Raw genomic sequence first — 26,405 nt, forward strand, 5'->3', positions numbered from 1 at the left:
GTCTTTGCTCTCAGTTGCCCAGCCACTGGCGGGCGGTGTTCGTCACATATGTCTCGCGCGCGGCATTGACCTGCGGGCGGACGGAAACCTCCGGCACCGCCACATCCCACCACGTCCCGCCCGCGCCGGTGCCCGGCACCGAGTCCGTCTCGATCAGGATCACCGTCGGCAGGCTGGCGCCCTTGGCCTCGGCCATCGCGGCCTCCAGCTCGGCCACCGACCCCACCTTCTTCGCAATCGCCCCCATGGAGCCCGCATGGGCCACAAAGTCGATCTGCGCCGGGTTCACATGATAGCTGTCGTCCAGCATGTTGTTGAACGGCGCGCCGCCGCAGCCCTGCTGCAGCCGGTTGATGCAGCCGTAACCCCGGTTGTCGGTCAGCACGACGGTAAAGGGCACCGCCATCATCACCGCCGTCGCCAGCTCGCTGTTCGCCATCATATAGCTGCCATCGCCCACCATGCAGACCACATGTTTGTCCGGCGCCGCCATCTTGATGCCCATGGCCCCGGCGACCTCGTATCCCATGCAGGAAAAGCCATATTCCATATGGTATCCGCCCGCCGCCGCCCGCCACAGCACATGCAGCGCGCCCGGCATGGTGCCCGCCGCCGACATGATGACCGACTCCTTCCCCGTCGCCCGCGTCACCGCGCCGATGATCTGCGCATCGGTCGGCAGGGCATTGCCTTCTGGCGCCGCGAACAGCGCATCGGTGGTGGCAAACCACGCCGCCCGGCTGGCGAAATCCGGGTCGGCAAAGCGCTTGGCGCCCAAGCCCGCGCTGATCTTTGCCAGCGCCACCTTCGCGTCACTCACCAAAGCCTGCGCCCCACGCTTGGCGCCATCATAGCCGTGAATGTTGATCGACAGGATCTTGCGCCCCGGCGCGCTGAAAACCGTCCAGCTTCCGGTGGTGAAATCCTGAAACCGCGTGCCGACGCCAATCACCAGATCCGCCGCCGCCGCCAGCGCATTGCCACAGCCCGTGCCGGTCACCCCGGGTGATCCGAAATGCAGCGGCTCCTCCCAGTCGATGGCGCCCTTGCCCGCCTGCGTCTCCACCAGCGGGATGTTGTGGCGCTTGGCAAAGGCCAGCAGATCGGCCTCGGCCTCAGAATAGATCACCCCGCCGCCCGCCACGATCAAGGGCCGCTCCGCCGCCAGTATCGCCGCCACCGCCGCTTCCAGCTCGCGCTGATCCGGTTCGGGCCGCCGGATATGCCACACCTTGGGCGTGAAGAATTCCACCGGGTAATCATAGGCTTCGGCCTGAGTATCCTGACAGAAGGCCAGACACACCGGCCCGCAATTCGCCGGGTCCGTCATCACCCGCAGGGCGCGGGGCAGCGCGGTCAGGATATGTTCGGGCCGCGAAATCCGGTCGTAATAGCGCACCACCGGGCGGAAACAGTCATTCGCCGACACCATGCCATCGTCGAAATCCTCGATCTGCTGCAACACCGGATCGGGCGCGCGATTGGCAAACACATCGCCGGGGATGAACAGCACCGGCAGCCGGTTCACATGCGCCAGCGCCGCCGCCGTCACCAGATTCAGCGCCCCCGGCCCGATGGAGCTTGTGACCGCCATCGCCCGCTTGCGCTTCATGGTCTTGGCATAGGCAATCGCCGTATGCGCCATGGTCTGTTCGTTATGCCCCCGCCATGTCGGAAACACGTCCTGCGCGTGATACAGCGCCTCGCCGATCCCCGCCACATTGCCATGGCCAAAGATCGCCCAGATGCCCTCGATGAACCGCTCGCCCTCTTCCGTCATCTGCACGGAAAGCCATTTCACCATGGCCTGCGCGGCGGTAAGCCGGATCGTCGTCATGCTGCCAGTTCCTTGCTTGCGCGCGCCGCGTCCCAGACGCCGCAGAGTTGTTGGTATTTCGCCACCATATCGGCCACCGCCGCCGCGTCGGACATCCGCCCGCCCAGCCATTCGCGCGCCGCTTCGGCAAAGATCGTGCGGCCCACCGCAAAGCCCTTCACCAGATCCTGCCGCGCCGCCACCGCGAAACTGGCGGCCAGTTGATCCAGCGGCGCATCCAGCCCCAGCACCACGATGCCGCGCACATGCGGGTCGTTGCGGGTGATCGCGGCACAGGCCTTCTCCCACGCTGCCGCATTGGTGAACGGCTCCAGCTTCCACCAGTCCGGGTACACCCCCAGATCATAGAACCGCTGGATGATCGTGGCCGAGGTGTCGTCATCCACCGCCGCCACCTTGGACGGGATGATTTCCAGCAGCATTTCCAGCCGGTTACGCCGACAGGCGTGGAACAGGCGCAGCACCGTCGCCTCCTGCTCCGCCTTCATCTCGGGCGTGTCGTCGGGGTGATAGAAGCACAGCACCTTGCACACATGCTCCAGCGGCCATTCCTGCACGCCGCCGAAATCCGGCCCGATCTCGGGTTCCAGCACCAGCGGGCGCGAGCCCGGCCATTCCACCGGCCGCCCGATCCACAGCCCGGTGCCCGCCGCCGCATACAGCGCCTCGCGCCCCAACCGGCTGTCGCACAGGATGCCATAGCCCGGCCGCCCATCTTGAACCTGCATCGCAGCTTTCAGGCACAACTGTTTGAAAGCGCCAATCTTTTCCGGCGTCGCCCCCGCCATCGCCTCCAGTTGCATCCGGTGGTCAAAGGCAAACACCCGCATGGTGGACCAGTCCTTGTGCCGGTTGGTCGCCCAATGCACCTGCTCCAACGCCGCATCCTTGCGCAGCGCCTTTTCCACCACGCCGCGTTTCAGAAAGAACTCCAGCTCCGCAAGGCTCGGGTAAGCCGGGGTGCAGCCATGCCGGCTGACCGCAAAGGCCCCGCAGGCATTGGCGTATGTCAGCGCGACCGGCCAGGTTTCGCCGTCCAGCCAGCCCTTGATCAGCCCCGACATGAAACCGTCGCCCGCGCCCAGCACGTTGAACACCTCGATCGGAAAGCCCGGCCCGGCCTCGCCTTCGTCCAGCGTGTCCGGGATCGCGCCGGTAAAGGCCACCGCCCCGGCAGCGCCCCGCTTGCACACCAGCGCCGCACCGGAAACCGCCCGCACCGCCCGCAGCGCCGCGATGGTATCGGTCGATCCGCCCGCGATGTGGAACTCTTCTTCCGTCCCCACGATCAGATCGAACAGATGCAGCGTGCCCTGCAATTTCGCCGTCACCGCCGCCGATTCAATGAACCGGCTTTCCCCATCGCCATGGCCCGCCAGCCCCCACAGGTTCGGGCGGTAATCAATGTCCAGCGCCGTCTGCGCCCCGGTCTCGCGCGCCAGCCGCAAGGCCTTCAGCACCGCCGCCTCGGTGCGCGGGTGGCTCAGATGCGTGCCCGTTGCCACCACCGCCCGCGCATCGCCGATCAACGCGGGGTCGATATCCTCCTCGCACAGCGCCATATCGGCACAGTTTTCGCGGTAAAAGATCAGCGGAAACTGCGTCTCGTCCCGGATGCCCAGCAGCACCAGCGCCGTCAGCCGCTCGCGGTCGGTCAACACGCCGCGCACATCGACGCCTTCGCGCGCCAGTTCCTCGCGGATGAAGCGCCCCATATGCTCATCCCCGACCCGGGTAATCAGCGCCGATTTCAGCCCCAGCCGCGCCGTGCCCGCCGCGATGTTGCAGGGCGAGCCGCCGATATATTTCTGGAACGAGCCCATGTCCTCCAGACGCCCGCCCACCTGCGCGCCATAAAGATCGACCGACGCGCGGCCGATGGTGATGACATCCAGCGCTTTCATGCAAACTCCCCCCGCGATGCCTGCCGCCCCCGGATCGGGAGACTCAGGCAGCTTCCTGCTTTTTGGAATATTTATTCCATTTTTAGCCGCAGGGGAAGCGCTATTTTGGAATCACCCGCCTCAGGCCTCGCCGCGCGCCGTGCCCACCGCCACCGCCAGCGCCAGCGCCATGGCAATCGTCGCCGAAAGCGACCGGAACGCGCCGAAATCCACCTCGGGCACTGTCAGAATGGCATCGGCGTGGCGGGCCAGCGGGCTGGTCAGCCGGTCGGTCATCGCCACCACCGGCAGCCCCCGTTCACGCGCATCCGCCGCCAGCGCCAGCGTTTCCTCGGAATAGGGCGCAAAGGTGATCGCCAGCAGCGCATCGCCCGGCCGCAGGGCAAAGCGGTGATCCAGCTTGCCTGCCCCATCATGGTGCATCGCCGGAACGGCCATTTTTTCAAACACATAGGCCAGATAGCTCGACACCGGATAGGCGCGGCGGAACCCCACCACATGCACCGTCTCCGCCACCGCGAGCACCGAAACCGCCTGCGCCAGCGCGCCCTCGTCCAGCGTTTTCGCCAAGGCCTCAAGGCTCAGCCGCCCCGCCTCGACAAATTCCGCCAGCAGCGCCGCCGGGCTGCCCGAGCCGTTGTCCTTCAGGTTTTTCAGCCGCGTCGCATAATCCGGCCAGCCCGGCGCATAGACCTCGCGGAACAGCTTCTGCATCCCGGAAAAGCCCGAAAATCCCATGATCTGACAAAAGCGCATCAAGGCCGAAGGCGGCACATCCGCCCCCGCCGCCAGTTCCGCCACCGTGCTCACCGCGATCCGGTCGGTATTGGCCGAAATGTAATCGGCGCATTGCCGCAACCGCTTGGGCAGCCCATCCGAAACCGCCGCCAAGCGCTCGCGGAATTCCTCCACACTGCCCGGGGCATTTGACGAGGTTTCGGCATGGTCCATACGATGATCCTTGACAAAGGGGCACCCCTTCACGCTAGCACGCATGGAACAAATATTCCAAGCGGAATGCAGAGGGAGGGTTTCGGCGATGCGTCTGGGGGTTGGGGTAATCGGCACGGGCTTCATGGGCAAGACCCATGCACTGGCTTGGCGCAATGTGCAGGCGGTTCTGGGCGGGATGATGGGCGATGTCGCCACGCCCGACCTCGCGCTGCTCTGCGACGCGCCGCTGGACAGGGCGCAGGCGCTGGCCGCGCAATTCGGCTTCGCCCGCGCCACCGACGACTGGCAGGCGCTGGTCACCGATCCCGCCGTCGATGTCGTCTCGATCACCACGCCCAACGGCTTGCATCACCGCATGGCGCTGGCCGCGATTGCCGCAGGCAAGCATGTCTGGTGCGAAAAGCCGATGGCGCTGACCCTGGCCGAGGCCGAGGAAATGGCCGAGGCCGCCCGCGCCCGTGGCGTGGTCACGCTGGTCGGCTACAACTACCTGAAAAACCCCGCCTTCACCCATGCCCAACGCCTGATCGCCGCCGGGGCTATCGGCCGCCTCGTTCAGTTTCGTGGCTGGGTCGACGAAGACTATCAGGCCGACCCCGATCTGCCGTGGAGCTGGCGCGCCAAACTCGCCGAGGCCGGTCTGGGCGCTCTGGGCGATATCGGCACCCATCTCGTCTCCTTCGCGCATGGCATCATGGGCCCGATCACCTCGCTGATCGCCGACATGCAGACCATTCACGAAACCCGCCCGCTGCCCGACGGATCGGGACGCGGCGTGGTGGAAAACGAGGATGCCGCCTCGGTCCTCCTCCGTTTCGCCAATGGCGCGCAGGGCAGCCTGGTGATCTCGCGCTCCGCCTGGGGCCGCAAATCCCGGCTGGGATTCGAGGTGCATGGCACCAAGGGCATGATCGTCTTCGATCAGGAACGCATGAACGAATTGCAGATCTACCAGAATGAAGGGCCAAAGGCCGAACAGGGTTTCAAGACCATCCTCACCGGCCCCACCCATCCGCCCTACGGCGAATTCTGCCCGGCCCCCGGCCATCAACTGGGCTTCAATGACTTGAAGGTGATCGAATGCGCCGCCCTGCTGCGCGCCATTGCCGGGGCCGAACCGGCCCATCCCAGCTTCGACGACGCCCTGCGCATCGAACGCGTGATTCACGCCATCGCCGACTCCGCCCGCAACGGCGGCGCGCGCATCCCCCTGTAACCTGCGCAAGGCACCAGCGTCGCAGGGGGGCTGTCTGCCCCCCACGGCCCTGCGGGCCTCCCCCCGAGGATATTTAGGAACAGAAAATAGGCAAGAGCCCGCCCTTCCTGCATTTTCTGTTCCTAAATATCCTCGGGGGTGAATTGGCCGCAGGCCAAGAGGGGGCGCGAGCGCCCCATGAACGGCGACGCCGCAGGCGGCGCAAGTCAAAAAAGAAAGGCGGGGTTTCCCCCGCCTGTCCTGTCCGATCCGGCGCGGTTGCGCCTTACATAGCCACGCGGCGCTGATCTTCGCGCCGTGCTGTCAGTTCTTCGGCCACAAGGAAGGCCAGTTCCAGTGATTGCGAGGCGTTCAGCCGCGGGTCGCAGGCGGTGTGATAGCGGTCCGACAGGTTCTCGTCGGTCACCGCGCGCAGGCCGCCGGTGCACTCGGTCACGTCCTTGCCGGTCATCTCGAAATGCACGCCACCGGGGATCGTGCCCTCGGCCTTGTGGATCGCGAAGAACTCGCGCACTTCGCGCAGCACCGAATCGAAGGGCCGGGTCTTGTAGCCCGAGGCCGCCTTGATCGTGTTGCCATGCATCGGGTCGCAGGACCACACGACATTGGCGCCCTCTTCGCGCACCGCCTTGATCAGCCGCGGCAGGTGATCGCCCACCTTGCCCGCGCCGAACCGCGCGATCAGCGTCAGCCGCCCCGCCTCGTTCGCCGGGTTCAGCTTGGCCATCAGCACCTTCAGGTCTTCCGCCGTGGTGGACGGCCCGCATTTCAGCCCGATCGGGTTCAGCACACCGCGGCAGAATTCCACATGCGCGCCATCGGGCTGCCGCGTGCGGTCGCCGATCCAGATCATGTGCCCCGAGCCCGCCACCGGCTGGCCGGTCAGGCTGTCGATCCGGCACAGCGCCTCTTCATATTCCAGCAGCAGCGCCTCGTGCGAGGTGTAGAAATCCACCCGGCTCAGCTCATGCGCGGTTTCCGAATTGACCCCGGCCGCGTTCATGAAGTCCAGCGCGTCAGAGATGCGGTTGGACAGTTCGCGATAGCGTTCGGCCTTGTCATGTTCGGCGAAGCCCAGCGTCCAGGAATGCACGCGGTGGATATCGGCGAAACCGCCGGTCGAAAACGCGCGCAGCAGGTTCAGCGAGGCCGCGGCTTGGGTATAGGCCTGCAGCATCCGCTGCGGATCGGGCATCCGCGCCTCGACCGTCGCGTCAAAACCGTTGATGATGTCGCCACGGTAGGACGGGTATTCCACGCCGCCGATCACCTCGGTCGGGGCCGAACGCGGCTTGGCGAACTGGCCCGCCATGCGGCCCACCTTGATCACCGGCACCTTGGCGCCATAGGTCAGCACTACCGCCATCTGCAGCATCACGCGGAACGTGTCGCGGATATTGTCGGCGCTGAATTCGGCAAAGCTTTCGGCGCAATCGCCGCCTTGCAGCAGGAAGGCCTTGCCCTCTGCCGCCAGTGCCAGCTCTTTCTTCAGACGCCGCGCCTCTCCGGCAAAGACGAGCGGAGGATATTTCGCCAGTTGAGCCTCGACCCCCTGCAGCGCAGCCTGATCCGGATAATCCGGCATCTGCACCCGCGGTTTCGCGCGCCAATCCGATTTCGACCAGGCTTTGGTCATGGCTCTCCTCCGTCCGTTAGCGGTATCGCCTGCCCTATAGATATTTGCCCGGGAAAAGCAATGGGGCACACCGTCCCGCCTCTTGAACAGAAGGTCAAATCCTGCCTAGATGCGACGAAACCGACGCAAACAGGTCGCATCATGTCCAGCCCCCAGCGCAAAGCCACCCCTGTGACGAAAGAGGCTGCACCGCGCCGCTTCATTTTCCTGTTGCTCGACCGCTTCACCATGCTGTCCTTCGCCGGCGCGATCGAGCCGCTGCGCATCGCCAACCGTCTCGCCGGGCATGATATCTATTCCTGGAAACTGGCGGGCGAAGGCGGCGATGTCGCGGTCTGTTCCAATGGCGCGGCCTTCAAGCTCGACATGGGTCTGGACGAGATCGACCGCGAAGATACGCTGCTGGTCTGTGGCGGCATCGACGTGGCCCGCGCCACCACCCGCGCCATCATCGCCTGGCTGCGGCGCGAGGCGCGGCGCGGCGCCGCCATCGGCGGGTTGTGCACCGGCGCCTATGCACTGGCCAAGGCCGGGCTGCTCGACGGCAAGAAAGCCACCATCCACTGGGAGAATCAGGACGGCTTTCTTGAGGAATTCGAGGAAGTGAAGCTGACCAAATCGGTCTTCGTGATCGACGGCAACCGGCTGACCACCGCAGGCGGCACCGCCTCCATCGACCTGATGCTGAAGATCATCGCCGCCGATCATGGCGAGGATCTGGCCAATACCGTGGCCGACCAGTTGATCTACAACTCCATCCGCACCGATCAGGACACGCAGCGCCTGTCGATCCCCACCCGCATCGGCGTGCGCCATCCCAAGCTGAGCCAGGTCATCCAGATGATGGAAGGCGCCATCGAAGACCCGCTTTCCCCCTCCGATCTGGCCGAGGATGTCGGCATGTCCACCCGCCAGCTTGAACGCCTGTTCCGCCGCTATCTGAACCGCAGCCCCAAGCGTTACTACATGGAACTGCGGCTGCAAAAGGCGCGCAACCTGCTGATGCAGACGGATATGAGCGTGATCAACGTGGCGCTGGCCTGCGGCTTTGCCTCGCCCTCGCATTTCTCGAAATGCTACCGCAGCCATTACAACACCACGCCTTACCGCGAGCGCGGCACGCAGGGCAATGTGCCCGGGGTCGGCGTGCGCCTGTCGATCTGAGGCGCGCGCGGCTTACGAAGAAGCGGCCAGAGGGTCGGCGCCAAAGCGGTTGGCGCCCGCCGTGCCCTTCATGCAGAACCAGGCCAGCAGGAAGATCCAGCCGATCAGCGGCACCAGCACCAGCAGCAGCCACCAGCCGGATTTGTCCAGATCGTGCAGCCGCCGCACGCCAAGCGCCAGTCCGGGCAGCAGATTGACCAGCGACCAGAGCGAGCCGACCGGCCCGGCATCGTAGGCATAGCCCATCATGCCATGGCCCATGCTGCCCTGCCCGCCCCCCTCGACCGCGGCAATGGCCAGCGAAACAAGCACGGTGAACAGCACGAACCACCAATAGTCCGACCGCGCGGCGCGCCCGGAAAAGGTGGCATAGTTGCGATAGGCGGATTTCACGGCGTCAACAAAGGTCATTATCGGTCCTTTACCGGCCCAAGCTGTCACCCAGCCTGCCATGGCGCGGCAGGGCCTGTCCATCGCCCGATTGCCCGGCCCGCCCCGCCGCACCGGCAAGTCCCCCGGCAAATCCCTGCGCCATATCGGAAAAATCGCAGCCCTTGCGCATCGGGCACCCGCAGCATGCCGCGCCGCAGCGTCCGTTGACCCCGCGTCACCCGATCATTCTGCGGCATATGGGCCACAAACGGCGCTTTTCTTTTCAAGACGCCCGATCTAGCCTGCGCCCCATAAGACTGTTTCGACATGGGAGAAACCAATGAAAAAACTGCTGCTTGCCACCACAGCAACCGCCCTCTTCGCCGGCATCGCCAGCGCGGAAGAGGTCAAGGTCGGCGTTCTGCTCGGCTTCACCGGCCCGCTGGAATCCACCGTTCCGAACATGGCCAACGGCGCCGAACTGGCGATGAAGGAAGTGTCCGAGTCGGGCAAGTTCATGGGTGGCTCCACCGTGACCCCGCTGCGCGGTGACAGCACCTGCGTCGATGCCGCCGCCGCCCAGTCGGCTGCCGAACGTCTGGTCACCTCCGACAAGGTGGCGGGCATTGTCGGCGGCGATTGCTCGGGTGTCACCGGCGCCGTGCTGCAGAACGTCGCGCGCCCCAATGGCGTCGGCATGATCTCGCCCTCCGCCACCTCGCCCGCGCTGTCCTCGGCCGAAGATGACGGGTTGTTCTTCCGCACCGCCCCGTCGGATGCCCGTCAGGGCGAAATCATGGCCGATGTGCTGGCCGACAAGGGCGTGACCTCGGCCGCCGTCACCTACACCAACAACGATTACGGCAAGGGTCTGGCCGAAAGCTTCCAGAAGGCGTTCGAGGCCAAGGGCGGCAAGGTCACCCTGTCTTCGCCGCATGAAGACGGCAAGGCCGACTATTCCGCCGAAGTCGCGGCGCTGGCCTCGGCGGGCGGCGATGTGCTGGTGGTGGCCGGTTACGTCGATCAGGGCGGCAAGGGCATGATTCAGGCCTCGGTCGATTCGGGCGCCTTCTCGACCTTCTTCCTGCCCGATGGCATGTATGGCGAAAGCCTGATCGCCGCGATCGGCGCACCGCTCGATGGCTCCTATGGCACCGTCCCCGGCACCGACAGCCCCGGCTCGGCCAAATTCATCGAGATTTCCAAGGCGGCTGGCTTCGACGGCGCCTCGGCCTATTCGGGCGAAAGCTATGACGCGGCGGCGCTGATGCTGCTGGCGATGGAAGCGGCGAAATCCACTGCGGGCAAAGACTGGTCCGCCAAGGTGATGGATGTCGCCAACGCCCCGGGCGAGCCGGTCTATCCGGGCGAACTCGGCAAGGCGCTGGAGCTGATCGCGGCGGGCACCGATATCGACTATGTTGGCGCAACTGCCGTCGAACTGGTCGGTTCCGGCGAATCCGCTGGCGCTTTCCGCGAATACAGCGTGAAAGACGGCGCCTTCACCACGGACAAGTTCCGCTGAGCGCCGCCGCCGTATAAACAGATCAGCGCGGCCCGGGGCTTGCCCCGGGCCGTTGCCATAACAACTGGCGCACCGCTACCGGGGATCAACCGCGGAGCATCCGTCGCGCCACTGGGGGACATCGGATGATCGTTGTCGAAAATCTGCATAAACATTTTGGCGGCTTCCATGCCGTCGATGGCGCCTCGCTGGAAATCCGGACAGGCTCCATCACCGGGCTGATCGGCCCGAACGGCGCCGGGAAAACCACGCTGTTCAACGTGATCGCAGGCCGCCTGCCGCCAACCTCGGGCCGCGTGCTGATGGATGGCGAAGACATCACCGGCCTGCCGCCGCACACGCTGTTTGCCAAGGGCCTGCTGCGCACCTTCCAGATCGCGCATGAATTCGGCTCGATGACCGTGCGCGAAAACCTGATGATGGTGCCCGCGCAGCAATCGGGCGAACGGCTGTGGAACGCCTGGTTCCACCGGGGCCGCATCACCGCCGAGGAAAAGCGCCTGCGCGACAAGGCCGACGAGGTGCTGGATTTCCTCACCATCAGCCATATCGCCGATGCCAAGGCCAGCCAGATCTCGGGCGGCCAGAAAAAGCTGGTCGAACTGGGCCGCACCATGATGGTCGATGCCAAGATCGTGTTTCTGGACGAGGTGGGGGCGGGTGTGAACCGCACCCTGCTCAACACCATCGGCGACGCGATCATCCGCCTGAACCAGGAGCGCGGCTATACCTTCTGCGTGATCGAACACGACATGGATTTCATCGCCCGCCTGTGCAACCCGGTCATCTGCATGGCCGAGGGCAAGGTGCTGGCGCAAGGCACGGTTGACGAAGTGAAGAACGACGAACGGGTGATCGAGGCCTATCTGGGCACCGGGTTGAAGAACAAGGTGAAGGAGGGCGCACATGTCTGAACGCAGCATGGGGCGGATGCGCCCGGGGCGCTGCCCCGGACCCCGGGATATTTTCAAACAGAAAATGAAAGAGGTGCAGCATGGCTGAACCTTTCCTCATCGGTGAAGCGATGACCGGCGGCTATGGTGGCGCCGACATCCTGCATTCCTGCACCATTGCCGTCGAAAAGGGCGAAATCGCCGTGATCGTCGGCCCGAATGGCGCGGGCAAATCCACCGCGATGAAGGCGGTGTTCGGCATGCTGCGCCTGCGCGAAGGCCGGGTGCGGCTGGCGGGCGAAGACATCACCGCCCTGTCGCCGCAGGATCGCGTCGCCAAGGGCATGGGCTTCGTGCCGCAGACCCACAACATCTTCGGCTCGATGACGGTCGAGGAGAATCTGGAAATGGGCGCCTTCATCCGGCGCGACGATTTCGCCGATACCATGACGCAGGTCTATGACCTGTTCCCCATCCTCAAGCAGAAACGCCACCAGCCCGCGGGCGAATTGTCGGGCGGCCAGCGCCAACAGGTCGCCGTGGGTCGCGCGCTGATGACCCAGCCCTCGGTGCTGATGCTCGATGAACCCACCGCAGGCGTCAGCCCCATCGTGATGGACGAGCTGTTCGACCGCATCATCGAGGTGGCGCGCAGCGGCATCTCGATCCTCATGGTGGAACAGAACGCGCGGCAAGCGCTTGATATTGCGGATAAAGGCTATGTCCTCGTGCAGGGCGCCAACCGCTTCACCGACACCGGCCGCGCCCTTCTGGCCGACCCGGAAGTCCGCCGTTCCTTCCTGGGGGGCTAAGGCCATGGATATTCTCAACGCCCTTGTGGCTTTCCTCAACTTCGTCTTCGTCCCCGGCCTGACCTATGGCGCGCAACTGGCGCTGGGTGCGCTGGGGGTCACGCTGATCTACGGCATCCTGCGCTTTTCCAACTTCGCCCATGGCGACACCATGGCCTTCGGCACCATGGTCACCATCCTGTTCACCTGGTGGTTCCAGTCGATGGGGATCAGCTTCGGGGTGCTGCCCACCGCCCTTCTGGCCCTGCCCTTCGGCATCGCCGTCACGGCGGCGCTGGTGCTGGGCACCGACCGCGCGGTCTATCGCTTCTACCGCAAGCAGAAGGCCGCGCCGACCATCCTGGTCATCGTCTCGATGGGGGTGATGTTCGTGATGAACGGCATCGTCCGCCTGATCATCGGGGTCGAGGATCAGAACTTCGCCGATGGCGGTCGTTTCCTGATTTCCGCCGGTGATTTCAAGAAGATGACCGGCCTGTCCGAAGGTCTGGCGATCAAGGGGTCGCAGGCCGTGACCGTCATCACCGCCGTGGTGGTGGTGGCCTTCCTGTTCTGGTTCCTGCAGAAAACCCGCACCGGCAAATCCATGCGCGCCTTTTCCGATAACGAGGATCTGGCACTGCTCTCGGGCATCAACCCCGACCGCGTGGTGCAGGTGACGTGGATTCTGGCGGCGGCGCTGGCCACCATCGCCGGGGTGCTTTACGGGCTGGACAAAAGCTTCAAGCCCTTCACCTATTTCCAGCTTCTGCTGCCGATCTTCGCGGCGGCCATCGTCGGCGGTCTGGGCAGCCCCTTGGGCGCCATCGCGGGCGGCTTCGTCATCGCCTTTTCCGAGGTGATGCTGACCTATGCCTGGAAAAAGGTGGTCACCTACCTTGTGCCCGACAGTCTCGCCCCTGACGGATTGCTGCAACTGATGTCCACCGATTACAAATTCGCGGTCAGCTTTGCGATCCTGATCATCGTGCTTCTGTTCATGCCGACCGGCCTGTTCAAGGGGAAATCCTTCTGATGTCGCGCAATCTGTTCCTGTTCGGCGGCGTGGCCGTCCTGTTCCTGCTGACCGGCCTCATGGCAAGCTGGAACCAGTCTCTCTATATCCTCAACATCTCGCTGGTCTTTGCGCTGATGTCGCTGGGGGTGAACATGCAATGGGGCTATGCCGGGCTGTTCAACACCGGCGTCATGGGCTTTGCCGCGCTGGGCGGTCTGGCCGTGGCGCTGACCGCCGCGCCGCCGGTGGCCGCCGCCTGGCAGGCCGGGGGGCTGGGCGTGCTCGGCGGGCTGATCCTTGGCGCCGCGATCCTGGGTCTGGCCGTGGTTCTGTATCGCCGCATGGCGCCCGGGCGCAGCCGCACGCTGGCGCTGCTGGTGGTGCTGATCGGCGGCTTCTTCCTGTTCCGCGCCGTGTTCGATCCGGCGGTGACGGCGGTCGAGGCGATCAACCCCTCGGTCTCCGGCAACCTTGGCGGGCTGGGCCTGCCGCTGCTCTTCGCCTGGCCGCTGGGCGGGCTGCTGGCCGCCGCCGCCGCCTGGGCGATCGGCAAGACCGCGCTCGGCCTGCGGTCGGATTACCTCGCCATCGCCACGCTCGGCATTGCCGAAATCGTGGTCGCGGTGATGAAGAACGAAGACTGGCTGGCCCGTGGTGTGAAGATGGTCAACCTGTCCGAGCGCCCCTGGCCCGTGCCTTTCGAGGTCGATCTGCAGCGCACCGCCTGGTTCACCGACATGGCGGCGAACTGGGGCTTCGATCCGGTCACCGGCTCGTCGATCTTCGTCAAGCTGTGCTACACCGCGCTGATCGCCGTGGTGCTGGTCTCCATCGTCTTCCTGTCCGAACGCGCGCTCAACAGCCCCTGGGGCCGGATGATGCGCGCCATCCGCGACAACGAGATTTCCGCCGCCGCCATGGGCAAGGACGTGACGCGCCGCCATCTGCATGTCTTCATCCTCGGCTCGGCGGTGATCGGCGTGGCCGGGGCGATCTTCGTGTCGATGGACGGCATCCTGAACCCCGGCACCTACCAGCCGCTGCGCTTCACCTTCCTGATCTGGGTGATGGTGATCGTTGGCGGATCGGGCAACAACTGGGGCGCCGTGCTGGGCGCGCTGCTGATCGGCTGGCTGTATCTGATCGTCGAACAGGTCGGCCCCAACATCATGGGCGCCATCACCGCAGGCCTGCCCGAAGGCGCCTTGAAGGCCCATCTGGTGGACAGCGCGCAACACATGCGCCTGCTGACACTGGGGGTGATCCTGCTGCTGGTCCTGCGCTTCAGCCCGCGCGGGTTGCTGCCGGAAAAGTAAGCCCCCCAACCTTCCCCCGTCAGGGCGCCTTCGGGCGCCCTTTCGATTCCTGCCGCCCCGCACGGAATCCGACACATCCTGTCGCCCCCGCGCATGATGCACCGCGCCCCGCCCGCCATCCTGACCCAAACCCGCGACGGAGTGCCCCATGAAAACCCATACCCGCGTTCTGGTCATCGGCGGCGGCGTCGTCGGCTGTTCCGTCCTTTATCACCTCACCAAACTCGGCTGGTCCGATGTGATGCTGGTCGAACGGTCCGAGCTGACCTCCGGCTCCACCTGGCACGCGGCGGGCGGGTTTCACACACTGAACGGCGATACCAACATGGCGGCGCTTCAGGGTTATACCATCCGCCTGTATAAAGAGCTGGAGGCGATCACCGGCCTGTCCTGCGGCTTGCACCATGTCGGCGGCATCACCCTCGCCGACAACCCGGCCCGCTTTGAACAGCTCAAGGCCGAACGCGCCAAACACCGCTACATGGGGTTGGAGACCGAAATCCTCGGCCCCGCCGAGATTGCTAAGCTGACCGACGGAATGGTCAATCTCGAAGGCATCATCGGCGCGCTTTACGACCCGCTTGATGGCCACCTCGATCCCTCCGGCACCACCCATGCCTATGCCAAGGCCGCGCGGATGGGCGGCGCCGAAATCGTGCTGCACAACCGCGTGCTGGAAACCAACCCCCATCCCGAAGGCTGGGAGGTGGTGACCGAAAAGGGCACCATCATCGCCGAACATCTGGTCAATGCCGGTGGCCTCTGGGCACGCGAGATCGGCGCCATGGCCGGCGTCTATCTGCCGCTGCTGCCGATGGCGCACCAATATCTCGTCACCGACGACATCCCCGAAATCGTCAACTTCCTGAAATCGGGCCGCGAATTCCCGCATGTGATGGACCCGGGCGGCGAATCCTATCTGCGGCAGGAAGGCCGCGGCCTCTGCATCGGCTTTTACGAAAAACCCTGCGAACCCTGGTCGGTCGATCAAACCCCCTGGACCTTCGGCCACGAACTGCTGAACGAAGACTGGGACAAGATCGAGGATTCCGTCGCCTTCGCCTATCGCCGCTTCCCGGTGCTGGAACGCACGGGCGTCAAGCGCGTCATCCATGGCCCCTTCACCTTCGCCCCCGATGGCAACCCGCTGATCGGCCCGGTGCCCGGCCTGCGCAACTACTGGTCGGCCTGCGCCGTCATGGCGGGCTTTTCGCAGGGCGGCGGCATGGGCCTCGCCCTCGCCCAATGGATGATCCAAGGCGAGGTGGAACGCGATCCGCGCGGCTTCGATGTCGCCCGTTTCGGCGGGTGGACCTCACCGGGCTACACCGTGCCCAAGGTGATCGAAAACTACCAGATGCGCTTCTCCGTCTCTTACCCGAACGAAGAACGCCCCGCCGCGCGCCCGTTCCGCACCACGCCGATGTTCGATATTTTCGACGGCATGAACGCCGTCTGGGGCCAGCAATACGGGTTGGAGGTGGTGAATTACCACGCGCTGCCCGGCGAACCCCGCTATGAAACCCCGTCCTTCAAACGCTCCAACGCCTGGGGCCCGACCCGGGCCGAGGTGCAGGCCGTGCGCAATACCGTCGGCATCAACGAGGTGCAGAACTTCGGCAAATATCGCGTCACCGGGCCGAACGCCCGCGCCTGGCTGGATCGGATCATGGCAGGCGCCATCCCGAAACCGGGGCGGCTCAGCCTCACGCCGATGTTGGCGCAAAGCGGCAAGATCATCGGCGATTTCACCGTCTCCTGCCTGTCGAACGACGACTTTCAACTGACCGCCAGTTATGGCGCGCAGGGCTGGCACATGCGCTGGTTCGATCAGAATATCGAAACAGGTGTTCACATTGAAAACATCTCCGACACGCGCTCGGGCTTCCAGATCGCCGGGCCGCTGGCGCGTGAATTGCTGTCGCGCGTGACGCGCGCCGATGTTTCCGAACAATCGTTCAAATTCATGGATGTGAAGCGGATGACTGTCGGCATGGCCAACTGCCTCGTGCAGCGCGTCAGCTATACCGGCGATCTGGGGTTCGAGATTTTCACCGATCAGATGTCGGTGCGCCACCTGTGGCACACGCTCTGGGCCGCCGGGCAGGATCTGGGCCTGCGCCCCTTCGGGATGCGCGCGATGATGTCGCTGCGGCTGGACAAATGGTTCGGAAGCTGGGGCCGCGAATACAGCCCCGATTACACCCCGGCCGAAACCGGGCTGGATCGCTTCATCCGCTGGGGCAAGGGCGATTTCATCGGCAAAGCCGCCGCTTTGGCCGAAAAGGCCAACGGCCCGCAACGCCGCCTCGTCTCCTTCATCGTCGAGGCCGCCGATGCCGATGTGGTGGCATGGGAGCCGATCTGGCTTGACGGCGCCGTGGTCGGCTATTGCACCTCGGGCGGCTTTTCGCATTGGACGGGCCACTCCGTCGCCCTCGGCTTCCTGCCCGCCGACAGGGTGCAAGACGGCCTCGCCTGCGAGATCGAGATTCTCGGCGAACGCCGCCCCGCCCGCGTCCACCTCGCGCCGCTGTGGGATGGCGACGGCGCGCGGATGCGGGGCTGAGCCATGGAATTTCGTGGCACCGATAGCCGACGCCTGCTGTACAGGGGGTGTACCAATGTCACCCCCCGATTTTCGCGGCGGTTCCGGTGATCCCGCCTACCATCCTGCTGCTCGCTGCCGGGGCCTCCAGCCGGATGCGCGGCGGTGACAAGCTGCTGGAACAGGTCGATGGCCAGCCGCAACTGCGCCGCGCCGCGCTGGCCGCGCTGGCCAGCGGCGCCCCGGTGCGCGTGGCCCTGCCGCCCGATCACCCGGCCCGCCTTGCCGCGCTGGAAGGTCTGCCGGTGACGCAGATTATCGTGCCCGATGCGGACCTTGGCATGTCCGCATCGATCCGCGCCGGGGCGGCAGGGGTGAGGGGGGGCTTGATGATCCTGCCCGCCGACATGCCAGAGATCGACGCGAAGATTATCATGCAACTTGTTGAATTACATTATGAAAATTCAAGATTGATCCTGCGCGGCGCCAGCCACGGCACCCCCGGCCACCCCGTTCTGATCCCCGCCGATCTGCTGCCCGCCCTCGCCAACCTCACCGGCGACGAAGGCGCCCGCGCCGTGCTGAAAGCCCATGCCGCGTGTCTGCATCTGGTCGATCTGCCGGGGCAAGCCGCGCTGACCGATCTGGATACACCCGAAGACTGGGCCGCCTGGCGCGCCGCGCGGCAAAGTTGAGCTTCGCCGCGCAATGCTCTGAAATTATTCAGGAATGAAGAAGAACCCGCGCCTCGTGCGCCCGCAAACTGCGCCGCGCCGCCATATAGCGGCCGCCCGGGGCCTGCAGGTCCGGGAATAGCAACAGGATTTCATTGCGTTGTGCGTCGTCCATCCCCGCCAACGTCAGATCGCCCGGCTGGAAGCTCTCGGTCCAGCAGCCATCGGCGCGGATGATTTCATGCTTGTCGAACAGCAGGTGGAAATAGGTCACACCCGGCGGAGAAGCCCTTGTAATTCCTTCCATTCCCACCAGATGCAGCGCCGCGACCAGCACCTCGTGCTCGCCGAACAGCATCTCGGCCCGCGTGCCCGTCACCAGCATCCGGTGTTGCGGGCTGACCATCATGTCCCGCTCCGGCAACCCATCCCCCAGCGCGCCCTTGCTGATCAACACCGGCCGGAAATTCGGCTGCACCAGCAGATCCGCCTCGGCGATCCGCCGCCGCCCCAGCCAGCGGATGACCTGCCAGCCATTGTCGCGCGTCAGCACCGCCTTGCCCGGGATCAGGTCTTCGACCAGCACGTCTCCGTCTTCACACAGGATCTTGGTGCCAGCGGTAAAGCAAGGCACAACCTGTTCGATGTCGGTAAAGGTCATCGTGCCGATGACATTGCCGAAATCATCCAGAAACTCGACCGTTCCGTTCTCGGGATTATCGGGGTCGAAGATGATATTGGTGTGGTCTTTGCCCCAGCTCGTCAGATCCAGTTCGTCATGGTCGTCGCCCGTGCCACCGCCGACGATGGTATCCCCGACGGTCAGATTGGCAAACACATCCCGGTCATCGCCACCGTCCAGCAGGTCAGCCCCATCGCCACCCGACAGGGTATCATTGCCCGCGCCCCCATACAGGCTGTCCGCGCCGATCCCGCCGTTAACGATATCGTCGCCATCCCCGCCATAGACTTGGTCATTGCCCGCGCCCCCATCGACAGAATCGTTCCCGGCATCGCCATAGACCGAATCCGCCCCATCCCCGCCCAGCACGGTATCATGATCCGCCCCCCCATAGAGCGCATCATCCCCGCCACGGCCATCCAGCGAGTCATTACCTGCGGCCCCATAGAAGATGTTGGTATAGGTATCCGCCCCGCTGCCCTGGCCATCAAAGCCCAGCAGCGTGTCGTTGTAACCCGAGCCGATGATACCATCGACGCCGCTCAGCGTATCGCCCGCCGCAGTGCCGCCGCCGCCAAGTCCGGTATTCAGATCAATGGAAACTCCGCTGCCACTGTCAGAATAATCGGCATAATCCATGCCGGAACCGGCATTCAGGATATCTGCGCCATCACCGCCCTGCAGCGTGTCATCCCCGGTACCGCCGAAAAGCTGATCGGCACCCGTGCCCCCGAACAGATGGTCAGAGCCATCGTCGCCATAAAGCGTATCCGCATCGGCCGCGCCATACAGGCTGTCATTGCCGATGCCACCACGAATCTGATCGTTTCCTGCCGCGCCGAGAAGCGTGTCATCGCCGTCTTCGCCATACAGCGTATCGTTGCCATCCCCGCCATCGACGGAATCATTGCCTATGCCCGCATAAACGCTGTCATTGCCCAAACCCGACATAACCGTGTCGTTCCCGGCTCCGGCGCGGATGTAATCGTCATTGCCGCTGGATCCGGCAAGGCCCGCATCAGTGTTGTCAACCTTGTCAGAACCATTGGCCGCAGGCTCGACATAGCTGCCATTGATCAGATCGCCACCGGACGTGCCGTCGATATAGCCATCGTCAAAGGCAGTGAAGTAACGATCCGTCGCAAAGTTCACATTGGTCGCGCTGCTGACGCTGTTCAGTGTGATCGACAGGATCGGCTTGGCCTCATAGGCGGTCGTATCCGTGTTCGCCGTCAGTTCCGGCGACAGGAACAGCTCGCCTGTCGTGGTCTGCGCCACAACCGCCGTCACGGTGGCCGTGGTGCCATCGGCATAGGTGATCGTGGCGTTATAGGCGGCATTGCCATCATAGGTGAAGGTCTGGGTGCCCGCGCCGATATTGGTGGTGAACTGGTCGTTCGACGCGTTGTTATTGGTATCCAGCGCACTGGCCGTGCCACCATTGTCGATCATTGTGGCAGAGGTGATCTTGCTGAACAGCGGCGAGGCCGATGAGCCGAAGGTCTGGCCATTGAACGCGGCAGCGTTGTCCGACGTGGCATTGCCCTCGAACCTGTCCATCGAGGTGGTGGAGGTGCCGAGGTAGATCCAGTTGAATGTCGTCGCCATGGCCGCCTCCCTTACCTGGGTTCAGCGCAATGCGTTGCGCCCAGCACAACCGGAAGAAAACCGACATGAAACCCAATACAAATCGCCATCGGAACCAACTCTTTTCCCAAACATCCGAGAAGGCCCGCCTCACCAGACGGACCAATCTGTTATTCTGTCTGAGCGAGGATAGCGGCGTAAGCGTGAACAGTTCCTGACCGGATTGCGGCCATACCCCTTCGCAATCAGCGGAAATCAGGCAAAGCTGTGGCAAAGTTTCCTAAAAATCCACAAGCTTCCTGACCGGCAAGCACCGTTCCGGGACGGAACACAAAAAAAGGGGCCCGCAAGGGGCCCCTTTTTCCGCTGCCCTGGCCTTACGGCGCGGGGCAGTGCTGCATAACTCATTTCACGAGCAGACGGGCCTCGTGCTTCTTCAGCGTGCGCCGCGCCGCGCCATAATTCTCGCGCCCTTCCTCGGTCTTCAGATCGGGGAACAGCTCGAAGATTTCCTGACGCTGGGCATTGCCCATGCCTTTCAGCGTATAGTCGCCGGGCTGGAAGCTTTCGGTCCAGGCACCATTCGACAACACGACCTCGTGGCGGTCGAACATGAAGTGGATATAGGTGGTGCCCATGCTGTCCACCTCATGCACGCCCTTGCCCGCAATCAGGTGCTTGGCCGCGACCAGCACTTCATGCTCGTCGAAGTAAAGCGCCGTGCGGTCATTGGCCACCAGCACGCGGTGGTTGGGCGACACCATCATGTCCCGCTCCGGCAAACCGTTGCCAAGGCTGCCGCGACGGATCAGCACCGGCTTCAGATGCGGGTTCAGCGACAGATCCTGCCAACCCATCTTCTTGGCACCGACCCAGCGGATCGGCTGGATGCCATTGTCGCGGGTGATCACCCGGTCGCCGGCTTTCAGCTCTTCCACCGGCACTTCACCGCGCGGCGTCGCGATCAGCGTGCCGGGGGTGAAGCAGGGCACGATATCCTCGATATTGGTGAAGGTCAGCCCGCCGGTGACGTTGCCGTCACTGTCGAGGAATTCCACCCGGCCATCAAAGCCGTTGCCGTCACTGTCGGTCACCCGGTCCACGATGCGGAACTCGCCCGAACCGGTCAGATCCAGCGTATCCCAGTCGGTCCCACCGGCACCGCCATCCACCACATCGCCATCGCCATCGGTGGCGCTGGTCACGAAGAACGTGTCCTGATCGTCGCCGCCCGACAGGCTGTCATCGCCATGGCCGCCGGTGATCAGATCGCGGCCTTCGTCGCCCGAGATCGTATCGTTGTCGATTCCGCCGTCGATCACATCGTTATTGGTGCCGCCATAGATCACATCGGCGTCGTCCATACCGAAGATCGTGTCATTACCCTCGCCGCCCATGATGGTGTCATCAGCATTGTCGGGGCGCAGATCGGTTTCGTCGGGGATGTTCAGCTCGTCCGGGGCGCTGGCATCATAGCCGCCGAAGATCACGTCATGGTCATTGCCGCCGTCGATCAGATCGGCCCCTTCGCCGCCCACGATCGTATCGCCACCCTGACCGCCCATCAGCGTGTCATCATCCAGCCCGCCATCGACCAGATCCCGGCCCGAGCCGCCATAAACCACATCCGCGTCGTCGCCGGTGCGGATCGTGTCATGGCCGATGCCGCCATAGACGGTATCCAGATCGTCGGTCGGGTCGCTGTCAGCCGGGTAAAGGCCCGGATAGTCGCGGTCAGGAAGCTGATAGCCCGGCGCATCGCTGTCGATCACATCATCGCCGATGCCGCCATAAACGAGGTCGCTGCCCTCGCCGGTGGTGACCGTGTCATTGCCATAGCCGCCGCCAACCGAGTCATTGCCCGCATCGGTATAGACCAGATCATTGCCCGAGCCCGCATTGACGGTATCGTCGCCCGCCCCGGCATAAACCGTGTCGTCGCCATCGAAGGCGCGCACGAAATCGTCGTCGCCCACGGCACCCGGCAGCAGCGCGTCATTGGCGTCCACCATGTCGCCATCCGGGTCGCCGGTATAGGCCACGTCGATCAGATCGCCGCCCGCCGTGCCATCCACATAGCCATCGCGCACAGGCCCATCACCCACGGTCACCGTAACAGTGGCGGTATCGGTGCCGCCATTGCCATCGGTCACCTCGTAGGTGATCGTCGCGTCACCCGAGAACCCGTCATTCGGGGTGAAGGTGATCGTGCCATCGCCGTTCACTGTAACCGAGCCATCTGCCGAAACCGGCGTGCCGAGAATCGACAGCGTGTCGCCATCCACATCGGTGTCATTGCCCAGCACATTGACGGTGACTGCCGTCTGGAAGTCGGTCGAGCCGATGTCGTCATTGGCCACCGGATCGTCATTCACCGGGTTCACCGTCACCGTGACCGTCGAGGTGGAGGTGTTCCCCCCCGGATCGGAAACCGTGTAGGTGATGGTGTCGGGGCCGTTGTAATTCTCGTTCGGCGTGTAGGTGACAGAGCCATCGTCATTGATGGTCACCGTACCGTTTTCCGCCGTCGCCGTGGTCACGGTCAGCGGGTCGCCTGCGGGATCGGTGTCATTGTCCAGCACCGGAATGGTGACCGGGGTATCCTCGTCCGTCACCGCATCGTCAGGATTGGCGGTCGGGTCTTCGTCGCAGACCGGCGGATTGTCCACCGTATCGGACAGCGAGAAATAATCGACAGTGCCCGCGAAATGGCTGTCAATATTGTTCAGCGCGTCGGGCGAGGCGGTCGATTGGCCGGCGCCCACGATCCAGTTCTTGTTCATGCCGGCACTAGTCTGATCCATCGTCAGACCGGCCGGGGTATCGGCGGTTTCGCTGGTGCCGGTGGTGGCGTTTTCCAGCAGGATATGGCCGCCGCTGGTCTCGTCCCAGGAATAGCTGACCTTCACGTCTTCGCCGACACCGGCAAAGCCTGCGGCGCTGTTATAGGTGAAGGTGCCGCCTGCGGCGCTTTCATGGGTGATCTGCAGCGAGCCATCGGCCAGACGCTCGATCCGGAAACCGCCATCGGTTTCGCCGGCGCTGTCCCGCGACAGCACGGTCTGCGTGTCGTCGCTGCCGGACGCGGCGGTGTTGAACTTGATCTCCAGCGTACCGCGATCCATCTGGAACACGTCATTGTTGAAGATCTTCACCGCGTCATCGACGCCATCCAGCACGGCATTCACTCCGTCCGACACGGCGCCGTTGTAATAAAGCCCATTCTGCGCACCGTTTCCGAGCGCCGAGTCTTCGGCGATGGTCCCGGAATCGTCCAGGTTGTAGAATGCGATAACCGGCATAGCACCTTCCTCATCTCAGCAGGGCCCAAAGGCCTTGATCCACATCGGCGGGCCAGAAGGCCCATTTGACGCGGCCCAAAAACACTGGACCCTGCGCCGCTCGACCAGACATCAGATCGGAGGATGAAAAATAACGCCGCCTCCCGCGCACGGGTGCGTCCAAAACAACGTCCCTTCGCGGGACAAATCAGAAATACAACATTCCGAAGCTTGGCAGCGCTTTTCGTTACACCCTGGCGTCTTGCGACGCGATACCACTGACGACCGCCCCCACGGCCAACACATCTCACCCAGACGAGACATGTTCTAGATACCCCCAGTTATGCTTTCCGAAAAGTGAAAAAATTGCGGCACGCCGTGGATGCTGCGCCTGCAACGGCTTGAATGGCGGAGAAAAAATACCGGAATCGATGCGAAACTGGGCAGGATTGTTTCGCAATGCGACGCCATTTTGGTGGATAGAGCTGTGGATATGTCGGGCAACCCCATCTAAAACAAATGCTTGCCTGCTAGCCCCATGCAGCGCGATCACACGCATTGTTGCGTAACGGATAACGACAACCTTTCGCCACAGTTGATTAACCCTGACCACGGATTTGCCATATTCTTTCTGCGATCTCGCCATCTTTGGCCGCAGCGGTGTTGCCTGTGCGGCATCAATCCGGCGGATCGGCGATGATAAATCGTGGATAAGATACTGTTAACTCAGGCAAAGGCCGAATCGCCCATAGGTGGCATGCCTTGCCGGCGGAACTGCGGAAATTGTCAGAGAAATATGGTGCCCGAGGCGAGATTCGAACTCGCACACCTTGCGGCGGAGGATTTTGAATCCCCTGCGTCTACCGTTCCGCCACTCGGGCCCATGCCGGACCATTAGCGCGGCCCGGCGCGGGCGTCAATCGCAGGACGCGATCAGAGTTTGCGCGCTGCGAAAGTATCGCACTGATCCAGGTTGCCGGTCTTGTAACCGCGCAGGAACCAGCGCGCCCGCTGGTCCGATGTGCCATGGGTAAAGGTATGCGGCATCGGCGTGCGCCCGGCATTGCGTTGCAGCGTGTCGTCGCCGATGCGATGGGCGGCGTTCACCGCCTCCTCCACATCCCCCGCCTCCAGCGTGCCAAAGCGCGCGTCGGCCTCGCGCGCCCAGATGCCCGACAGGCAATCGGCCTGCAGCTCGATTCGCACGGAAATCGCGTTGCTGTCGGCCTCGCTGGCGCGTTGGCGCACCTCGTTTGCCTGGCCGAGGATGCCCAGCTCGTCCTGCACATGATGGGCCACCTCATGCGCCACGACATAGGCGGCGGCGAAATCGCCGCCTGCCCCCAGCTCGCGCGACATGGTGGTGAAAAAATCGGTGTCGAGATAGATTTTCTGGTCGTTCGGGCAATAGAACGGCCCGGTCGCCCCGCTGGCCCCGCCGCAGGGCGATTGCGTCACACCTTTATACAGCACCAGAACCGGGGGCTGATAGGGTTGGCCGATCTGTTCGGGGAAGACATGGCCCCAGACCTCTTCGGTATCGGCCAGCGTAACCGAAACAAACTGCCCCGCCTGTTCATCCGCCGCTGTCAGCTCGGTCTGGCTGCCGCTGCCGGTGCTGGTCCCCTCCAGCAAGGGGGTCACGTCGATGCCGAGGAAATAGCCGATGATCACCACCGCCAGCACGCCGACCCCGCCGATCGCGCCGCCGCCGCTGATTCCGGCGCGGCGCCGGTCCTCGATGTTGCCGCTTCCGCGACGGCCCTTCCACTGCATGATCGCCCCCCTTACCGGATACCCACGCACCGAGCCTAGCCGCTACCGCCCATTGCGGGAAGCCCCGGCCTGACCTGCGCCACGGCCTTGACCTTGCACGCGCCACATGATGCAAGCAGCCAACGCAAGAGGTGCCCAAAATGTTCCGCCGCCTGTATGACTGGACACTGCGCTGGGCGGGCTCGCGCCATGCCGAAACCGCGCTGGGCGTGGTGTCGCTGGTCGAAAGCTCGGTCTTTCCGATCCCTGCGGATGTGCTGTTCATTCCGATGTGCCTGTCGCGCCCCGAACGGGCGATGCGCTATGCGCTGATCGCTACGGTGACTTCGGTGCTGGGCGGGGTGCTGGGCTGGCTGATCGGCATGTATGCCTTCGACATTCTGGCACGGCCGCTGCTGGAATTCTATGGCAAGATGGCCGCTTTCGAGTCGCTGCGCTCGGGCACCGGCGATACGGCGATCCTGCTGATGCTGGTCACTTCGGGCCTGTCGCATCTGCCGCCGATGAAGGTGGTCACGATCCTGTCAGGGGTGGTTGCCTTCGACCTGAAACTGTTCATCCTGTCGGCGATCGTGGCGCGGGGCGGGCGGTTTTTCCTGCTGGGCTGGCTGCTGAAGCATTTCGGCGTGAAGATCGTCGATTTCATCGAACGCCGCTTTCCCTGGATCGCGCTGGGCCTTGCCGTGGTGCTGACCGCGGTCTGGCTGGTGCTGAAGGGCCTGTGACGGGCAAGGAGTAAGACGATGGGTAAGGCGACACTGATGCTGCTGGCAGCGGCGGGTTCTGCCGGGATGTTGCTGGGGGCGCTGGCCTTTCAGTATATCGGCGGGCTGGCGCCCTGCCCGCTCTGCCTGTGGCAGCGCTGGCCGCATCTGGCGGCGGTGCTGATCGGCGCGCTGGCGATCTGGCTGGGTTGGCGGGTTCTGGCGGTTCTGGCGGGCCTTGCGGCGCTGACCTCGGCGGCGATCGGGGTGTTTCATGTCGGGGTCGAGCAGCAATGGTGGGAAGGGCTGGCGAGTTGCTCCTCCGGCTCTGTCGCCGGGATCAGCGCGGCGGATCTGCTGAACCCGGCGGTGGATGTGGCCCGCGTGGTGCGCTGTGACGAGATTGCGTGGCAGATGTTCGGCATCTCGATGGCCGGGTGGAATGTGCTGATCTCGGTCGCGCTGGCGCTGATCTGGTTCGCGGCCGCACGGCGGAGGTGAAGAAGGGGGCTGTCTGCCCCCTCTTG

At 64.2% G+C, this 26,405-nt stretch carries 20 protein-coding genes and 1 tRNA gene; 11 read left to right on the forward strand and 10 right to left on the reverse strand.

Annotation, left to right across the window (positions count from 1 at the left end; translation table 11 throughout):
- Positions 1-10: 10 nt before the first annotated feature.
- The 3 genes from iolD to BMX43_RS04050 form a co-directional block, all read right to left on the reverse strand.
- Complete coding sequence (gene iolD, locus BMX43_RS04040; RefSeq protein WP_091297374.1) at positions 11-1,837, reverse strand: 3D-(3,5/4)-trihydroxycyclohexane-1,2-dione acylhydrolase (decyclizing); 1,827 nt, start codon at positions 1,835-1,837, stop codon at positions 11-13.
- On the reverse strand, positions 1,834-3,741 hold the full coding sequence (locus BMX43_RS04045; RefSeq protein ID WP_091297378.1) for a bifunctional 5-dehydro-2-deoxygluconokinase/5-dehydro-2-deoxyphosphogluconate aldolase: 1,908 nt from the start codon (positions 3,739-3,741) through the stop codon (positions 1,834-1,836). The genes iolD and BMX43_RS04045 overlap by 4 nt, the downstream gene beginning before the upstream one ends.
- A 120-nt stretch (positions 3,742-3,861) precedes the next feature.
- Complete coding sequence (locus BMX43_RS04050; protein ID WP_091297381.1) at positions 3,862-4,692, reverse strand: MurR/RpiR family transcriptional regulator; 831 nt, start codon at positions 4,690-4,692, stop codon at positions 3,862-3,864.
- Positions 4,693-4,780: 88 nt separating this feature from the next.
- Here BMX43_RS04050 and BMX43_RS04055 point away from each other — a divergent pair, with 88 nt between their 5' ends.
- The gene (locus BMX43_RS04055; RefSeq protein ID WP_091297385.1) at positions 4,781-5,911 is read left to right on the forward strand and encodes a Gfo/Idh/MocA family protein; all 1,131 of its coding nucleotides are present in this window, start codon (positions 4,781-4,783) and stop codon (positions 5,909-5,911) included.
- Between the two features lie 265 nt (positions 5,912-6,176).
- Here the strand turns inward: BMX43_RS04055 and BMX43_RS04060 are convergent, their stop codons facing one another.
- On the reverse strand, positions 6,177-7,547 hold the full coding sequence (locus tag BMX43_RS04060) for a class II 3-deoxy-7-phosphoheptulonate synthase (protein WP_091297389.1): 1,371 nt from the start codon (positions 7,545-7,547) through the stop codon (positions 6,177-6,179).
- A 141-nt stretch (positions 7,548-7,688) separates the two neighbouring features.
- On the opposite strand from BMX43_RS04060, the gene BMX43_RS04065 reads away from it, so the two are divergent.
- Positions 7,689-8,711, forward strand: a complete 1,023-nt coding sequence (locus BMX43_RS04065; protein ID WP_091298949.1) for a GlxA family transcriptional regulator — start codon at positions 7,689-7,691, stop codon at positions 8,709-8,711.
- Between the two features lie 12 nt (positions 8,712-8,723).
- Here BMX43_RS04065 and BMX43_RS04070 read toward each other — a convergent pair whose 3' ends face one another.
- Positions 8,724-9,122, reverse strand: a complete 399-nt coding sequence (locus BMX43_RS04070; RefSeq protein WP_091297393.1) for a DUF805 domain-containing protein — start codon at positions 9,120-9,122, stop codon at positions 8,724-8,726.
- A gap of 10 nt (positions 9,123-9,132) precedes the next feature.
- Positions 9,133-9,273: a hypothetical protein gene (locus BMX43_RS19725; protein ID WP_175482019.1), complete on the reverse strand. Its 141-nt coding sequence runs from the start codon at positions 9,271-9,273 to the stop codon at positions 9,133-9,135.
- 150 nt (positions 9,274-9,423) lie between these two features.
- Here BMX43_RS19725 and BMX43_RS04075 point away from each other — a divergent pair, with 150 nt between their 5' ends.
- The 7 genes from BMX43_RS04075 (at position 9,424) to BMX43_RS04105 (ending at position 17,869) form a co-directional block, all read left to right on the forward strand.
- Positions 9,424-10,608 carry an ABC transporter substrate-binding protein gene (locus tag BMX43_RS04075; RefSeq protein ID WP_091297396.1) on the forward strand — a complete coding sequence of 395 codons (1,185 nt, stop codon included), beginning with the start codon at positions 9,424-9,426 and terminating at the stop codon, positions 10,606-10,608.
- A 125-nt stretch (positions 10,609-10,733) separates the two neighbouring features.
- The gene (locus tag BMX43_RS04080) at positions 10,734-11,522 is read left to right on the forward strand and encodes an ABC transporter ATP-binding protein (protein WP_091297400.1); all 789 of its coding nucleotides are present in this window, start codon (positions 10,734-10,736) and stop codon (positions 11,520-11,522) included.
- Between the two features lie 80 nt (positions 11,523-11,602).
- The gene (locus BMX43_RS04085; RefSeq protein ID WP_091297402.1) at positions 11,603-12,313 is read left to right on the forward strand and encodes an ABC transporter ATP-binding protein; all 711 of its coding nucleotides are present in this window, start codon (positions 11,603-11,605) and stop codon (positions 12,311-12,313) included.
- 4 nt (positions 12,314-12,317) lie between these two features.
- On the forward strand, positions 12,318-13,328 hold the full coding sequence (locus BMX43_RS04090) for a branched-chain amino acid ABC transporter permease (protein ID WP_091297404.1): 1,011 nt from the start codon (positions 12,318-12,320) through the stop codon (positions 13,326-13,328).
- Positions 13,328-14,626, forward strand: coding sequence for a branched-chain amino acid ABC transporter permease (locus BMX43_RS04095; protein ID WP_091297406.1), 1,299 nt, complete (start codon positions 13,328-13,330; stop codon positions 14,624-14,626). Before BMX43_RS04090 ends, BMX43_RS04095 begins: the two co-directional genes overlap by 1 nt.
- Before the next feature lie 148 nt (positions 14,627-14,774).
- On the forward strand, positions 14,775-17,195 hold the full coding sequence (locus tag BMX43_RS04100) for a GcvT family protein (RefSeq protein WP_091297409.1): 2,421 nt from the start codon (positions 14,775-14,777) through the stop codon (positions 17,193-17,195).
- A gap of 86 nt (positions 17,196-17,281) precedes the next feature.
- A complete protein-coding gene (locus tag BMX43_RS04105) occupies positions 17,282-17,869 on the forward strand; it encodes a nucleotidyltransferase family protein (protein ID WP_425431774.1) in 588 nt (195 codons plus the stop codon).
- Positions 17,870-17,897: 28 nt separating this feature from the next.
- Here BMX43_RS04105 and BMX43_RS04110 read toward each other — a convergent pair whose 3' ends face one another.
- From BMX43_RS04110 to ypfJ, 4 genes are all read right to left on the reverse strand, one after another.
- Positions 17,898-20,138: a Hint domain-containing protein gene (locus BMX43_RS04110; protein WP_091297411.1), complete on the reverse strand. Its 2,241-nt coding sequence runs from the start codon at positions 20,136-20,138 to the stop codon at positions 17,898-17,900.
- Positions 20,139-20,521: 383 nt separating this feature from the next.
- Positions 20,522-23,419 (reverse strand): Hint domain-containing protein, encoded by a 2,898-nt coding sequence (locus tag BMX43_RS04115; protein ID WP_091297414.1) that lies wholly within the window; start codon positions 23,417-23,419, stop codon positions 20,522-20,524.
- Positions 23,420-24,195: 776 nt separating this feature from the next.
- Positions 24,196-24,279, reverse strand: a tRNA-Leu gene (locus tag BMX43_RS04120).
- Between the two features lie 52 nt (positions 24,280-24,331).
- The gene (ypfJ, locus tag BMX43_RS04125) at positions 24,332-25,174 is read right to left on the reverse strand and encodes a KPN_02809 family neutral zinc metallopeptidase (protein WP_091297417.1); all 843 of its coding nucleotides are present in this window, start codon (positions 25,172-25,174) and stop codon (positions 24,332-24,334) included.
- 140 nt (positions 25,175-25,314) lie between these two features.
- Between ypfJ and BMX43_RS04130 the strand changes: the two genes are divergently transcribed.
- Both BMX43_RS04130 and BMX43_RS04135 read left to right on the forward strand, forming a co-directional pair.
- Positions 25,315-25,899 (forward strand): YqaA family protein, encoded by a 585-nt coding sequence (locus BMX43_RS04130; protein ID WP_091297421.1) that lies wholly within the window; start codon positions 25,315-25,317, stop codon positions 25,897-25,899.
- 18 nt (positions 25,900-25,917) lie between these two features.
- A complete protein-coding gene (locus BMX43_RS04135; protein WP_091297424.1) occupies positions 25,918-26,379 on the forward strand; it encodes a disulfide bond formation protein B in 462 nt (153 codons plus the stop codon).
- Positions 26,380-26,405 lie beyond the last annotated feature (26 nt).

This window comes from Gemmobacter aquatilis, from assembly GCF_900110025.1.
Classification (GTDB): Bacteria; Pseudomonadota; Alphaproteobacteria; order Rhodobacterales; family Rhodobacteraceae; genus Gemmobacter; species Gemmobacter aquatilis.

Coding starts and splice junctions, on each gene's coding strand:
- iolD (WP_091297374.1), bottom strand. CDS start 1,837: ATGACGACGATCCGGCTTACCGCCGCGCAGGCCATGGTGAAATGGCTT.
- BMX43_RS04045 (WP_091297378.1), bottom strand. CDS start 3,741: ATGAAAGCGCTGGATGTCATCACCATCGGCCGCGCGTCGGTCGATCTT.
- BMX43_RS04050 (WP_091297381.1), bottom strand. CDS start 4,692: ATGGACCATGCCGAAACCTCGTCAAATGCCCCGGGCAGTGTGGAGGAA.
- BMX43_RS04055 (WP_091297385.1), top strand. CDS start 4,781: ATGCGTCTGGGGGTTGGGGTAATCGGCACGGGCTTCATGGGCAAGACC.
- BMX43_RS04060 (WP_091297389.1), bottom strand. CDS start 7,547: ATGACCAAAGCCTGGTCGAAATCGGATTGGCGCGCGAAACCGCGGGTG.
- BMX43_RS04065 (WP_091298949.1), top strand. CDS start 7,689: ATGTCCAGCCCCCAGCGCAAAGCCACCCCTGTGACGAAAGAGGCTGCA.
- BMX43_RS04070 (WP_091297393.1), bottom strand. CDS start 9,122: ATGACCTTTGTTGACGCCGTGAAATCCGCCTATCGCAACTATGCCACC.
- BMX43_RS19725 (WP_175482019.1), bottom strand. CDS start 9,273: ATGCGCAAGGGCTGCGATTTTTCCGATATGGCGCAGGGATTTGCCGGG.
- BMX43_RS04075 (WP_091297396.1), top strand. CDS start 9,424: ATGAAAAAACTGCTGCTTGCCACCACAGCAACCGCCCTCTTCGCCGGC.
- BMX43_RS04080 (WP_091297400.1), top strand. CDS start 10,734: ATGATCGTTGTCGAAAATCTGCATAAACATTTTGGCGGCTTCCATGCC.
- BMX43_RS04085 (WP_091297402.1), top strand. CDS start 11,603: ATGGCTGAACCTTTCCTCATCGGTGAAGCGATGACCGGCGGCTATGGT.
- BMX43_RS04090 (WP_091297404.1), top strand. CDS start 12,318: ATGGATATTCTCAACGCCCTTGTGGCTTTCCTCAACTTCGTCTTCGTC.
- BMX43_RS04095 (WP_091297406.1), top strand. CDS start 13,328: ATGTCGCGCAATCTGTTCCTGTTCGGCGGCGTGGCCGTCCTGTTCCTG.
- BMX43_RS04100 (WP_091297409.1), top strand. CDS start 14,775: ATGAAAACCCATACCCGCGTTCTGGTCATCGGCGGCGGCGTCGTCGGC.
- BMX43_RS04110 (WP_091297411.1), bottom strand. CDS start 20,138: ATGGCGACGACATTCAACTGGATCTACCTCGGCACCTCCACCACCTCG.
- BMX43_RS04115 (WP_091297414.1), bottom strand. CDS start 23,419: ATGCCGGTTATCGCATTCTACAACCTGGACGATTCCGGGACCATCGCC.
- ypfJ (WP_091297417.1), bottom strand. CDS start 25,174: ATGCAGTGGAAGGGCCGTCGCGGAAGCGGCAACATCGAGGACCGGCGC.
- BMX43_RS04130 (WP_091297421.1), top strand. CDS start 25,315: ATGTTCCGCCGCCTGTATGACTGGACACTGCGCTGGGCGGGCTCGCGC.
- BMX43_RS04135 (WP_091297424.1), top strand. CDS start 25,918: ATGGGTAAGGCGACACTGATGCTGCTGGCAGCGGCGGGTTCTGCCGGG.